Annotated in this window: 9 protein-coding genes and 1 pseudogene; 9 read left to right on the top strand and 1 reads right to left on the bottom strand. The window is 73.8% G+C overall.

All coding sequences use genetic code 11. From position 1 onward, the window contains the following. The first annotated feature begins 130 nt into the window (after positions 1 to 130). The 5 genes and pseudogenes from OHQ87_RS11105 (at position 131) to OHQ87_RS11085 (ending at position 5,749) form a co-directional block, all read left to right on the top strand. Entirely contained in the window at positions 131 to 1,675 is a 1,545-nt protein-coding gene (locus OHQ87_RS11105; protein ID WP_442930744.1) for an ABC transporter substrate-binding protein, read from the top strand. 9 nt (positions 1,676 to 1,684) lie between these two features. Continuing rightward, complete coding sequence (locus OHQ87_RS11100) at positions 1,685 to 2,629, top strand: ABC transporter permease (RefSeq protein ID WP_328347538.1); 945 nt, start codon at positions 1,685 to 1,687, stop codon at positions 2,627 to 2,629. Further along, complete coding sequence (locus OHQ87_RS11095; RefSeq protein ID WP_328347537.1) at positions 2,626 to 3,600, top strand: ABC transporter permease; 975 nt, start codon at positions 2,626 to 2,628, stop codon at positions 3,598 to 3,600. Before OHQ87_RS11100 ends, OHQ87_RS11095 begins: the two co-directional genes overlap by 4 nt. After that, positions 3,597 to 4,604, top strand: a pseudogene (locus OHQ87_RS11090) (ABC transporter ATP-binding protein); the annotation flags it as partial. The gene OHQ87_RS11095 and the pseudogene OHQ87_RS11090, both read left to right, overlap by 4 nt. Before the next feature lie 125 nt (positions 4,605 to 4,729). Then, a complete protein-coding gene (locus tag OHQ87_RS11085) occupies positions 4,730 to 5,749 on the top strand; it encodes an ABC transporter ATP-binding protein (RefSeq protein WP_328347535.1) in 1,020 nt (339 codons plus the stop codon). Positions 5,750 to 5,926: 177 nt separating this feature from the next. On the opposite strand, the gene OHQ87_RS11080 is transcribed toward OHQ87_RS11085, so the two are convergent. Further along, positions 5,927 to 8,191, bottom strand: coding sequence for an AAA family ATPase (locus OHQ87_RS11080; protein WP_328347533.1), 2,265 nt, complete (start codon positions 8,189 to 8,191; stop codon positions 5,927 to 5,929). Positions 8,192 to 8,378: 187 nt separating this feature from the next. On the opposite strand from OHQ87_RS11080, the gene OHQ87_RS11075 reads away from it, so the two are divergent. The 4 genes from OHQ87_RS11075 (at position 8,379) to OHQ87_RS11060 (ending at position 13,663) form a co-directional block, all read left to right on the top strand. Further along, positions 8,379 to 11,375 carry a helix-turn-helix transcriptional regulator gene (locus OHQ87_RS11075; protein ID WP_328347531.1) on the top strand — a complete coding sequence of 999 codons (2,997 nt, stop codon included), beginning with the start codon at positions 8,379 to 8,381 and terminating at the stop codon, positions 11,373 to 11,375. A 118-nt stretch (positions 11,376 to 11,493) separates the two neighbouring features. Continuing rightward, a complete protein-coding gene (locus tag OHQ87_RS11070; protein ID WP_328347529.1) occupies positions 11,494 to 12,264 on the top strand; it encodes a DUF5995 family protein in 771 nt (256 codons plus the stop codon). Positions 12,265 to 12,341: 77 nt separating this feature from the next. After that, a complete protein-coding gene (locus OHQ87_RS11065) occupies positions 12,342 to 13,091 on the top strand; it encodes a phosphotransferase (protein WP_328347527.1) in 750 nt (249 codons plus the stop codon). A gap of 161 nt (positions 13,092 to 13,252) precedes the next feature. After that, on the top strand, positions 13,253 to 13,663 hold the full coding sequence (locus OHQ87_RS11060; RefSeq protein WP_328347525.1) for a hypothetical protein: 411 nt from the start codon (positions 13,253 to 13,255) through the stop codon (positions 13,661 to 13,663). The last annotated feature ends 17 nt before the right edge of the window (positions 13,664 to 13,680 follow it).

The raw sequence follows: 13,680 nt of genomic DNA, 5'->3' as shown, positions 1-13,680 counted from the left end.
CGTTCCATGCGCGATGCTGGCGGGCACGTTCCACGCGCGACAATCGAGGAATTGCACTGATTTCATTGACATTGCCCCGCTTGGCGGAGAAGACTCGCGTTTTTGATCTGCCAGGCGACGGAGGATGACCGTGTCCATGACCAGATCGAGGATCGCCGCGGGAGCACTCGCCGTCGTCCTGACCGGCCTGGCCGGGTGCAGCGCGGGCGAGAGCGTCGACGTCGACGGTGGCGGCTCCACCGCCGGTGGGTCGGCCGGCGGCACGCTCACCGCCGCCATCGGCGGCGAACCGGACCAGCTCGATCCGCACAAGACCTCGGCCTACTACAGCTTCGAGGTGCTGGAGAACGTCTACGACACCCTCGTCGAGCCGGACGCCGACCTGAAGATGGGCCCGGCGCTGGCCACGAAGTGGACCACCAGCAGCGACCAGCTCAGCTGGACATTCACTCTCCGCGAGGGGGTGAAGTTCTCCGACGGGTCGCCGTTGACCTCGGAGGACGTCGTCTACTCGTATCAGCGGATCATCAAGGAGAAGCTGAACGCGTCGTACAAGTTCGCCACCGTCAAGTCGGTGACCGCGCCCGACCCGGCCACGGTGGTGGTCACGCTGACCGCGCCGACGCCCAACCTGCTGGCCAACCTCGGCGGCTTCAAGGGCGTCGCCATCGTCGAGAAGTCCAACGTGGAGTCCGGCGCGATCAAGACCAGGCCGGTGGGCAGCGGCCCGTTCACGGTGGCCGGCTACACCTCCGGCGACAACATCAAGCTGACCCGCAACGACGCCTACTGGGGGGCGAAGCCCAAGCTCGACGGGGTCACCTTCACCTTCGTCAAGGACCCGACGGTGGCCCTGCAGAACCTGCGCGGCGGCGAGGTGCAGTGGACCGACAACCTGCCGCCGCAGCAGGTGCCGGCGCTCAAGGAGGCCGGTGAGGTGGCGGTGTCCACCACCCCCTCGACCGACTACTGGTACCTGGCCCTCAACGAGGGGCGCAAGCCGTACGACGACGTGAACGTCCGGCGGGCCGTCGCGTTCGCGCTGGACCGGGAGGCGATCACCAAGGCCGCCAAGTTCGGGCAGGCCACCGCCAACCAGACAGCCATCCCCAAGGGCAGCTCCTGGTACTACGACTACTCGCCGTACCGGCACGACCCGGACCGGGCCCGGCAACTGCTCGGCCAGGCCGGTGTCAAGGGCCTCACCATGGACCTGATGGTGACGAGCGAATACCCGGAGACGGTCACCGCCGCCCAGGTGATCGCCGCCCAGTTGAAGGACGTCGGGATCACCGTGAAGATCCGTACCCTCGACTTCGCCCAGTGGCTCGACGAGCAGGGCAAGGGGAACTTCGGCGGGTTCCTGCTCGGCTGGCTGGGCAACATCGACCCGGACGAGTTCTACTACGCCCAGCACCGCACCGGCGGCACGTTCAACTTCCACAAGTACAGCAATCCCGCCGTGGACACCCTGCTCGACCAGGCCCGCACCCAGACCGACGAGGGGGTCCGCAAGCAGACGTACGAGCGGGCGGCGAAGCAGATCGTCGACGACGCCAGCTACATCTACCTCTACAACCCGGACGTGGTGCAGGGCTGGTCCAAGAAGGTCACCGGCTACCAGGTCCGCACCGACCGGGCGATCCGGTTCCGCGACGTCGCCCTGGCTCGCTGAGGGGGCGGCATGGGACGCTTCGTCCTGCGACGGCTGCTCCAGTCTGTCGTCGTCCTGCTCGGGGTGACCCTGGTGGTCTTCCTGCTGCTGCAACTGGTCCCCGGCGACCCGGTCCGGGTCTCCCTCGGCACCCGCTTCGACCAGCAGACCTACGACGCGCTGCGGGAGCGCGCGGGGCTGGACCGGCCGCTGGTGGTGCAGTACCTCAGCTATGTCGGGCACGCGCTCACCGGTGACCTGGGGGTCAGCTTCCGCAGCGGGCAGCCGGTCACCTCGATCGTGCTGGAACGGCTTCCCGCGACCCTGTCACTGGCGGTGACCGCGGTGCTGCTCGCCCTGCTCGTCGCCTTCCCGCTCGGGGTGCTCTCCGCGGTGCGCAGCGGCTCGTTCGTCGACCACGCCGCCCGGGTGTTCAGCCAGTTCGGGGTCTCCGTCCCGGATTTCTGGATGGGCATCATGGGCATCCTGCTCTTCGCCGGGGTGCTCGGCTGGCTGCCACCGTCGGGCTACGTGGCGCTCACCGACGACCCGGCCGGCTGGGCGTCCCACGTGGCGCTGCCCGCCGCCGCCGTCGGGCTGGTCACCGCCTCCATCCTCACCCGGTTCATCCGCTCCTCGGTGCTCGAAGTGCTCGCCGAGGACTACGTCCGCACCGCCGAGGCCAAGGGGTTGCGCCGCCGGGTGGTGGTGGTCCGGCACGTACTGCGCAACGCGCTGATCCCGGTGGTCACCGTGGTGGCGGTGCAGCTGGCCAGCCTGGTCGGCGGGGTGATCGTGATCGAGGTGCTGTTCGCCTGGCCCGGCGTCGGCCGGCTCACCTACGACGCCGTCCAGGCCCGGGACTACCCGGTGCTCCAGGGTGCGGTGCTCTTCGTGGCCAGCCTCTTCCTGCTGATGAACCTGCTGGTGGACGTCCTCTACGCCCGCCTCGACCCGAGGATCAGGCTGCGATGAGCACGCCTGGGGACCGGACGTCGACCGCCGCCAGCACGCCGCACCCGCCGCCGCGCGTCGACCCTCCGCCGACCGACGAGCACCCGCCCCGGCGGGCCGCCGAGGCGGGCACCCTGCGGCGGACGCTGACCGCGCTGCGGCACGACCCGCCGGCCGTCGCCGGTACGGTGGTCCTGCTGGTGCTGCTGGTCGTCGGGCTGGCCGGGCAGTGGCTCGCGCCGGCCGGCACCAACGACGTGGACGTCGACCAGATGCTCCGCCCACCCAGCGGCGCACACCCGTTCGGCACCGACGAGTTGGGCCGTGACGTGCTCAGCCGGGTGCTGGTGGCGGCCCGGGTGTCGTTGCAGGTGGGCCTGGTCAGCGTCGGCATCGCGCTGGCCGTCGGGGTCACCGTCGGCCTGCTCGCCGGCTGGTACGGCGGCTGGGCGGACAACATCCTGATGCGCGGCATGGACGTGCTCTTCGCGTTCCCGGTGCTGCTGCTCGCCGTGGCGATCGTCGCGGTGCTCGGCCCGGGGCTGGTCACCGCCATGGTCGCCATCGGGGTGGTCTACACCCCGATCTTCGCCCGGGTCACCCGGGCCAGCGTGCTCGCCGTCCGGGAACAGGTCTTCGTCCGGGCCGCCGTCTCCATCGGCACCTCCGACCTGCGCATCCTGCGCCGGCACGTGCTGCCCAACATCGCCGCCCCGCTGATCGTCCAGACCTCGCTGTCGCTGGCCTTCGCGATCCTGTCCGAGGCGGCGCTGTCCTTCCTCGGGTTGGGCGTCCAGCCACCCGCGCCGGCCTGGGGCCGGATGCTCTACGACGGGCGCGGGTTCGTCACCGACGCCTGGTGGCTGGGGTTCTTCCCCGGTGCGGCGATCTTCCTGACCGTGCTCGCCTTCAACCTGGTCGGTGACGCGCTGCGGGACGTGCTCGACCCGCGCCAGCTCACCGTCAGCGAGGCCCGGAGGAGCACCCGATGAGCGAGCACGTCGTACCGTCGCCCCGGGTCGCGGGTGCGGCATCCGGTGGCGGACCGGTGCTGGACATCGCCGACCTGACGGTCACCCTCGGCACCCGCAACGGCCCGGCGCGGGCGGTCGCCGGGGTCGACTGGTCGGTGGCCCCCGGCCGGACCCTCGCCCTGGTCGGCGAGTCCGGCAGCGGCAAGAGCATGACCGTGCTCGCCGCCACCGGCCTGGCACCGCGCTCGGCCACGGTCACCGGCCGGGTCCGGCTGCTCGGCCGGGAGTTGACCGCCATGTCCGAGGCGGACCGTCGGCGGTGGCGGGGCCGACACGTCGGGTTCGTCTTCCAGGACCCGATGACCACCCTCAACCCGGTGCTGACCGTCGGTCGCCAGGTCGCCGAGGCGTGCGAGGAACACCTCGGGATGAACCGGCGGCAGGCCCGGTCCCGCGCCGTCGAGCTGCTCGACCTGGTCGGCATCCCGGCACCCGACCGCCGGGTGGACGCCCACCCGCACCAGTTCTCCGGCGGGATGCGCCAACGCGTCGTCATCGCGATGGCGCTGGCCTGCGAGCCGGAACTGCTGATCGCCGACGAACCGACCACCGCGTTGGACGTCACCACCCAGGCGCAGATCGTCGAACTCGTGGCCGACCTGCGTCGCCGACTCGGCATGGCGGTCGTCTGGATCACCCACGACCTCGGCGTGGTGGCCGGGATCGCCGACACCGTCGCGGTGATGTACGGCGGGCGGATCGTCGAGCAGGGGCCGGTCGACGCGGTCTTCGTCACGCCGGGGCACCCGTACACCCGGGCCCTGCTGGCCGCCCGGCCCCGGCCCGGCGCGGCCGGGGAGGAGCTGGCGGCGATCCCCGGCGCCCCGCCGAGCCCGCTCGACCTGCCGGCGGGCTGCGCGTTCTGGCCCCGCTGCCCGGTACGCGGCGACGCCCGCTGCGCGCACGAGCTGCCACCGCTGACCCCGATCGCGCCTGACCACCGGGTCCGCACCTTCTATCCCACCATCGGCGAACATCCCACCATCGGCGAACATCCCGCCATCGGCGAGCACCGTCCCACCGACGGCCGGCCCGCCGGTGACCCGCCCGCCGGCGAGGACCGCCACCAGCCCACACCGGAGGACCGATGAGTACGGGAACCGTCGCCGAACTCGACGACCTCACGGTCTGGTTTCCCAGCCCCGGCGGCCCGCCGGTGCGCGCGGTGGACGGGGTGTCGCTGACCGTGCGGGCGGGCGAGACCCTGGGCCTGGTGGGGGAGTCCGGCAGCGGCAAGTCGACCACCGGGCTGGCGCTGCTGCGACTTGTCGATCCGACCGCCGGCCGGATCACCGTCGGCGGACAGGACGTCACCGGCTGGTCACGTCGTCGGCTGCGCGGGCTGCGCCGGCGGGTGGCCATGGTGTTCCAGGACCCACAGGCGTCGCTCGACCCGCGGCGTACCGTCGGCGCGAGCATCGCCGAACCGCTCGTCGTGCACCGGCTGGCGGGTTCCGCCGAGGCCCGCCGACGTCGGGTCGCCGAGCTGCTCGACCTGGTGGGCCTGCGACCGGAGCTGGCCGGTCGGCACCCGCACGAGCTCTCCGGCGGCCAACGCCAGCGGGTGGGGATCGCCCGCGCGCTGGCCGGTGAGCCCGAGCTGATCGTCCTCGACGAACCGATCGCGTCGCTCGACCTGAGCGTGCAGGCGCAGATCATGAACCTGCTGCGCCGGCTGCAACGGGACCTCGGGCTGACCTACCTGTTCATCGCGCACGACCTGGCCGCGGTGGAGCACCTGAGTGACCGGATCGCGGTGATGTACCTGGGGCGGATCGTGGAGACGGGCACCCCGGCGCAGCTCTGGCGGGAGCCGGCCCACCCGTACACGGCGGCGTTGCTGTCGGCGATCCCGGTGGCCGACCCCCGGGTGGAGCGCGACCGGCGGCGGATCATCCTCAGCGGTGAGCTGCCCAGCCCGACCGACCCGCCGAGCGGCTGCCGGTTCCGGACCCGCTGCCCGCAGGCCCGTCCCGCCTGCGCCGAGACCGATCCGCCCGCCATCGAGGTGACCCCGGGCCACCGGGCCGCGTGCCTCTACGCCGGCGAGGCGGTACGCGCCATGCGCGCCGACCTGTCCTCACCGGCCACCGGCGCGGCCCGCTGACGGACGGCGGCTGGTAGGCGTCGACCGGCTGACAGACGTCGACCGGCTGGGACGCGTCGACCGGCTGGTAGGCGTCGGTCGGCTGGCACGCGTCGGCCGGCGGGACGCGAACGGCAGCACGACGCCGTGCCCGGCGCGCGGCGCCTGCTCCACAGGATGCGGTGGGCGGGCCGACCGTCAGGCGGCCCGTGCCGGTAACGGTACGGCGGGGTGCGGCATCCCCTCCCCACGTCGTCGCCGGCCACCGGTCCCCGGCCGGGCACCGGTCGGAACAGCGGCCCTGCGGGACGTCGGAACAGCGACGCCAGGGGACGGCAGCGGCACGACGGTGGCTCCCGTGCGAGGGACGTCGGTGTCGACCGGCCGTGGACCGTGGCCGTCGAACGCCCCCGCCCGCCGGTCGACCGGCGTCGGCCCGACCCGGGTCCGCCCGGCTCCGGAAGCCGGACCCGGACCGCTCCGCCTGAGATCCGGTCCCCGGCCGCTCGCCGCACTGCCCGTGGCCGGTTGCGGTTCGGGGGCCGTGGTCACGGTCGCCCCTGTCGGCCGGATGGACATGGTCGACCGGCCGGTCCGGGCCGGCTGGCCGCTCCCAGCCCGACGGCCGGGCTCGACCTGCCGGCCGGGCTCGACCTGCCGGGTGTGAGCGGCCGGGCGGGTGGACCCGGTGCGTCGGGCGAAGTCGGCGCGCAACGTCCGGGGCAGCCGGTCGTACGCGCAGCGGCGCAGGGCCGGGTCGGCGATGACGTGCCCGCCACGCGGACCGGGCTGGACCAGACCGGCGCAGGTGAGCCGGCGCAGGGCGTCCGCCGTCCGTCCGGGTGTCCAGTCGAGCAGCCCGGCCACGGTCGACGCGGTGAATTCACCGTCGATCGTCGCGGCGGCCATCAGTACCGCCCGGTGCGGGCCGTCGCACCGGTCCAGCCGCGCGGCGGCGCGCCGGCGGAGCGACTCGGGCAGCGCCGGCTCGGCCGACCGGTGCGACGTGGTCCGCGTCGTCGCGTCGCCGTCGGGCCGCGGTGCGGCGTCGCCGTCGGGCCGCGGTGCGGCGTCGACGTAGGCGGTGGCGTAGCCGGGGCGGCCGGCGACCAGTGGCACCAGCCGGGCGACGTCCGCCACCGGCTGGCCGGCGTGGGCGAGCAGGCGGCGCAGCAACCGGCCGGTGTGGATGGTGCTCAACGGCGGCAGCTTCACCGGGTGGTGGTGCGCCGGCACGGGCAGCGGGTCCGTGTGGTCCGGCCGGTGGGTGGCCAGCACCGCCAACGGCAGCCCCCGGGCGGTCGCGGCGGCGAACAGCGAGTGCAGGAAGTGCCCCAGTTCGGGGGCGGCCCGGTCCAGGTCGTCCACGCCGACCACCACCGGGCGGCGGGCCGCCAAAGCGAGCAGTACCCGGCGCACCGACGCCGCACCGGTGACCGCCGAGCGGTCCGGGGCGGCCAGCAGCGCGGCCAGCGCCGCCACCGTCGCCGCGAGCTGGTGTGGTGGGACCAGACCGTCGACCAGGGCGGCCAGCCGGGCGTGGACCGCCTCCGCCGGGTCGGTGGCGGCCAGTCCCGCCACGTCCCGCAGCAACTCCGCGACCGGCCCGTACACCCGCTCCGGGTACGGCGGGCAGTGCGCCACCGCCCAGCGCACCGGTGTGCCGTCGACCTCCGGTAGCCGGTGGCGTAGCTCGGCCAGCAGCCGGCTGCGACCGATGCCGTCCGGGCCGACCAGGGCCACCCACCGTGGACGGTGTTCCCGGGCCGCCCGGGTGAGCTGGTCGTGCGCGGTGGCGACCTCTCGGCGTCGGCCGATCAGCGGGCCGTGGTGGTGGGTCGGGCGCGGATGTGTCGTGCGGGTGACCCGCCAGACGTCGACAGGCAACGCCTTGCCGGTGAGGCTGGCCGGGGCGAGGGCGTGCTGGTCGACCAGGCCGGCGGTGGCCCGGTGGGTGGCGGCGCAGACGACCACCCCACCCGCCGGGGCGTACTCCTGGATACGGGCGGCGGTGGTGAGGACCGCGCCGGAGGCCATGCCGTGGCCGCCGTCGCGGACGGCGGCCAGGTCGACCACCGCCTCACCGGTGGCGACGCCGACCCGGACCCGCAGCGTGACCCCGCCGGGCAACACCCGCCGCTCCAGCGCGGCCTGGATCTCCAGGGCGGCCCGCACGGCCCGGTAGCCGTCCAGCCCGTCGGAGGTACGCGCCCCGAACAACGCCATCACCGCGTCGCCGACGTACTTCTCCACCGTGCCCTGCCAGCGGCGTAGTACCCCCGCCACGATGTCGAAGTAGGCGAACTGCACCGCCCGGACGTCCTCCGGGTCGAGCCGTTCGGTCAGTGCGGTCGAGCCGACGATGTCGGCGAAGAGCACGGTCAGCGTGCGTCGTTCCTGCGGCACCGGCCAGGGCGTCGTGGTGACGTCTTTCCGACCGGTGCCGACCGTGGACAGTGGCATCCCACCCACCCTTCCCCCGCAGTGGTGTCTCCGACGTTCGGAGACTCCCACCACCGGACCGACGGGGGATCTGCCGAACGACGTATGTCGGCCGGGCGCCACCTTTAGTCGCAATGTCGACGCGAGAGGTACCGGTGACGTATTAAGCCCGTAGAAGGGTGCGGGGACCTGTGACTAGGCTGCGGGCATGGTCAGCGATGTGGACGCACCGCTCGTCGGCCGCGCCGACCAGCTGACGGTGCTGTGCGCCGCGCTCCACCACGACATCGACCCCGGGCAGACCGCCGCGGTCTTCGTCACCGGTGAGAGCGGGGTGGGCAAGACCCGGCTGCTCAGCGAGGCCGCGGCACGGCTGCGGGCCGCCGGGGCGGTGGTGCTCACCGGCTCCTGCCTGGACATCGGCGACGCCTCCCCACTGCACCCGGTGCTCCAGGCGCTGCGCCGCTACGACGCCGACCTCGCCACCGGTCAGGCCCGGACCTCGTCGGCGGTGCGCAGCCTGTTACGTACCTTCGTCGAGGAGACCGCGGGCGCGGACAGCGCCGGGGCGCTGCTGGAGCGGGTCTCCCGGGGGCTGGGCATGATCGCCGAGGGGCGCCCGTTGGTGCTCGTCCTCGACGATCTCCAGTGGGTGGACCGGACCACCCGGCAACTGCTGCTCTATCTGCTCGCCGGCCTGGGTGACCTGCAACTGTCGGTGCTGGCGGCGGTCCGGGCCGAGTCCCTGCAGGGTGCCCACCCGCTGCGTCGGGTGCTCACCGAGCTGCGCCGGCTACGGTCGGTGCAGGTGCTCGATCTGGCCCCGCTCGACCGGGCCGACACCGACCTGTTGGCCGCCGAGATCGTCGGTACGCCGCTGACGTCGGAGGCCGCCGACCAGATCTGGCAGCGCAGTGGCGGCAACCCGTTCGTGGTCGAGGAACTCGCCCGTGACCTGCGCGACGGCCGCGACGGGCTGTCCGACACGCTGCGTGAGATCTTCCTGTCCCGGGTGGACGCGTTGCCCCGGCCCGCGCATGCGGCGGTGCACGCGGTGGCCGTCGGTGTCGAACCGGTCGAGCACTGGTTGCTCGCCGAGGTGCTCGGCCTGCCCGAGGCGGAGCTGATCGAGGCACTTCGGGAGGCGGTGGCCCACCGGCTGCTGGTCGGCGCGGACGACGGTTACCGGTTACGACACCGGCTGGTCGCCGAGGTGCTCGCCCACGAACTGCTCCCGGCGGAGCGCGCCGGCCTGCACCGCCGCTACGCCGAGGCGCTCACCCGGGCCCCGGCGCAGCTGCACCAGGCTCGCCTGGCGCACCACTGGCGGTTGGCCGGCGAACCGGGGCGGGCCCTGCCGGCGGCGATGGCCGCCGCCAGGGAGGCCGAACGGCTGCACGGCTTCGCCGAGGCACATCGGCACTGGTCGGTGGCCTTGCAACTGGCCGCGACCCCGGCCCGTGGCCCGGCGGGCGTACCGCCGGAGGTGGACCGGGCGGCGCTGCTGGAACGCGCCGCCGAGACCGCCCACCAGAGCGGTGAGCACGCCCGTGCCCTGTCCCTGCTGGCCGAACTGACCGGAGGCGAGCCGCTCGATCCGTCCTGCGGGTGGCGCATCCAACGGGCCCGCTACCTCGCTGCGGCGGGCCGGTCCGCCCCCGCCGAGGCGGAATACCGCAGCGTGCTGGAAGCCGCCGACTGCACCAGCCGGGAACGGGCCACCGCCGCCGCCCGGCTGGCGGAGCTGTTGCTGCACCTGGGCCGGTACGCCGACGCCGGGCAGCGCGCCCGGGAGGCGCTGGACCTGGCCGCGACGGTCGACGGCAGCACCACCGAAGTGGTGCTGGCCAGCTCCGCGCTGGGCTTCAGCGAGGCGTTCCTGGAGGACCCGGACGCGGGCCTGGCCGTGGTCCGCCGGGCCCTGGAGACCGCCGAGCGTTCCGGTGGCCCGGAGGACGTGGCCTGCGCGTACCTGCATCTGGCGGAGCTGATGACCGGGCCGCTGAACATCCTGGAGGAGGGGGTGGTGGTGGCCCGCCGGGGTGCCGAACGGGTCGCCGAGCTGGGGTTGGGCCGTACCTACGAGACCCGGCTGCTGGCCATCGCCACCAACGGGCTGTTCCGGGTCGGGCAGTGGGCGGAGGCGGAGAAGGTGGTCGCGGCGGCACTGCGGCACCGCCCGTCCGGCGCCGACGCGGTGGAGCTGCTGCTGGCCCGCTGCCGGCTCTCCGTCGGATACGGCGACGTCGAGGCGTCCGACCGGGACCTGGAGGCGGTGGCGACCATGCTCGCCGGTGGTGGCGCACCCCGACACGTGCTGCCGATGCTGATCCTGCGCGCCGGACTGGCGATGTGGCAGGGCCGGCACGACGTGGCCCGGCAGGCGGTACAGCGGGGCCTGACCGAGAGCCGCTCCGACGACGTGGTGCTGCTGGGCACGCTGGCCTGGCACGGGCTGCGGGCCGAGGCCGAGGCGCACGCCAGTCGTACCGTCGCGGTGGACCCCACGGCGGTCCGCCGGCTGCGCGACGCGCTCGAGCGGGTGGCCAGCAAGGGCGCGACGGCGGCCGGGCCGGTCCGGCTCAACGCCGAGGGCTTCCTGGCGCTGAGCCGGGCCGAGTTGACCCGGCTCGACGGTCGGGGCGACCCGGACGCCTGGGCCCGGTCTGCGATCCAGTGGGACAGGCGGCACCACCCCTATCCGGCGGCCTACTCGCGGCTGCGCCAGGCCGAGGCGTTGCTGGCCCGCCGTGGCCGCCGCAGTACGGTGGGCACCCTGCTGCGGGAGGCGCACGAGATGGCGTCGAGCCTGGGTGCGGTGCCACTGACCAGCGAGATCAGGACGCTGGCCGGACGGGCCCGGGTGGAGTTGACCGATCGCACCCCGCCCGCGCGGCCGGCCCGCGTCCCGCGTTCCCGGGCGGGCAACGGGCGCTCAGCGGAGGCAGGACCGGCCCGCCCGGTCGGGGCGGACCGGGCCGCCGCCCCCGTCGGCCCGGACGTGGACGAACTGGCGATGCTGACCGCGCGGGAACGTGAGGTGCTCGCCGCGGTGGCCGAAGGGCTGACCAACCGGGAGATCGGCCAGCTGTTGTTCATCAGTGAACGGACCATCGGCGTACACGTGTCGCACATCTTCGACAAGCTCCAGGTCCGGACCCGGGTCCAGGCCAGCGCCATCCACCTGCGTAACCGGGGCGAGTGAGCGTACGTCAGGCGCGGCGGCGAATACGTCGTTCTACTGATCCGGTGCCACACCGACGCTGACAGGCTGTCTATCGACAACGACGGCGCGGCGCTGCCCCGACCACTGTGGAGGAGACATGAGGGAACCGGTCTGGGGCCCCGTCCACGCGGATATCGTCGACCTGCTCGCCGACCACCCGGAGGACGTGCCGGCGGTGGTCGACCACCTGACCAAGCTCCAGGACCTGCTGGTCCGGCTGCCACCGCTGCAGCAGAGCTGCCCGCTGGCCGACTTCAACCGGCTCTACCTGACCATCACCAGCCGGGTGTTGGAGGGGCTCTACGACGACTACTTCGCCGACCCGGTGTTCCTGTCCCGGCTGGACGTGGAGTTCGCCGCCCGCTACTTCGACGCGATGCGGTTGTGGACCGAGTCGAGCCCGACCACCCCGCGCGCCTGGTCCTGCTTGTTCAAGCGGATGCGCGGCCCGGACGCCCGGCCGTTGCCGTCGGCGGCGGCGGGGGTGAACGCGCACATCAACTTCGACCTGCCGTTCGCCCTGGTGACCACGTTCGACCACCTGGAGTCCGAGCCGGTGGACGGCACCGAGCAGCACCGCGACTACCTGAAGATCAACGACATCTTCGCCGACAAGATCCCGTCGCTGCGGCGGGGCTACCTGGAGCGGTGGCAACTGCTGCTCGACATGCTCAACGGCGACATCGACGACTGGTACCAGGGCGAACTGGTCGAGTACACCAGGGACGTGGCCTGGCGTAACGCGCAGAAGATCTGGCGTTGCCGGCACGACCCGCAGGCCCGAGACGGCGAGCGCACCCGGCTGGACGACAATGCCGCGGCGCTCGGCCGGCTGCTGCTGTCACCGCTGGGGGCGTTCCTGCAGTAGCAGCCGGGACGGGGGGGGGTCCCCGCGCGCCGGGAAACCGGCGCGCGGGGACGCGTCCGTTCGGCCAGGATGGCGGGATGCGCCCCGACGAACAGCCGCTGCCCGGCAACGTCACCACCGGCGTGGTCCGGGTCGGTGACACCGTCCGCCGGCCGGTCGGCCCGTGGACCGATGCCGTCGACGCCCTGCTGACCCACCTGCACGACGTCGGCTTCGACGGTGCGCCCCGCCCGCTGGGTCGCGACGACCAGGGCCGCCAGGTGCTGGAGTACGTGCCGGGGGAGCTTGGTCACCCCTCCGGCCTGTACCCGACGGCGGAGCTGGCCTCGATCGGCCGGCTGCTGGCCGACCTGCACCACGCGGTCGTGGACTTCGTGCCCCCGATGTCGGCCCGCTGGCAGGTGCCGATCCGCCCCGACGGCACGGACCTGCTCTGCCACCACGACGCGGCACCGTGGAACCTGGTCCGGGCTCCGCGCGGCTGGGTGTTGATCGACTGGGACGGCGCCGGCCCCGGCACCCGCCGGTGGGAGCTGGCGTACGCCGCCCAGGCGATGACCGGGATGCGCCCCGACCGGCCGGTGCCGGAGTCGGCCCACCGGCTGCGCGTCCTGGTCGACGGGTACGGCCTGCCGGCGGCGGAGCGTCCCGCGCTCGCCGCGACCCTCGGCCCCCGCGCCCGCGCCATGTACGACCTGCTGCGTGACGGTGCCCGGCGTGGGGTGCAGCCCTGGGCCCGGATCCACGCCGAGGACGGCCCCTACTGGCGGTCGGTCGCCGATCACCTGAGCGCACACGTCGACGACTGGACCCGCGCCCTGACCTGATACCGCGTCCCACCGGCACCCGGTCGGATCGGGTACGTGGCCCGTCCGGGCACCGGCCCGTCCGGGGCGTTCGACGCCGTCGGCACCGACCCGCGCCATGACCCACAGGCGTCGTTCGTCCGGGCGGGTGTCGCGCGGCGCGCTCCGGGTACCCGGCGGTCATGCCCGTACACCGGTTCGCGTTCCGGTTCGACCCGACGTTCCGGGTGCCGCTGGCGCTGCTCGGCATCCGGCCGCAGACCTGCGCCGTGGTGGTCGACGACGAGACGGTGGCGATCCGGTTCGGCCCCTGGCGGCTGCGTACCGCGCGGACGAACGTGGTCGGTGTCCAGCCCGGTGGGCCGTACCGCTGGTGGCGGGTGGTCGGGCCGCACCTGTCGCTTGCCGATCGTGGGGTGACCTTCGGGACCGACACCACGGCCGGGGTGTGCCTGCGTTTCGGCTCGCCGGTGCCGGGGCTGGCCCCCGGCCGGTGGCTGCGCCATCCGGCGGCCACGGTGACGGTTGCCGACCCCGATGCCCTGCTGGCGGCCCTGCCCACCACACCGCCGGACGGCCCCCGCCCCACCTGACGGCCCGCGCTGCCCGC

It is taken from the genome of Micromonospora sp. NBC_00421, from assembly GCF_036017915.1.
In the GTDB taxonomy this organism is placed as follows: Bacteria; Actinomycetota; Actinomycetes; order Mycobacteriales; family Micromonosporaceae; genus Micromonospora.
This window is presented reverse-complemented; position numbering and strand designations above follow the sequence as displayed.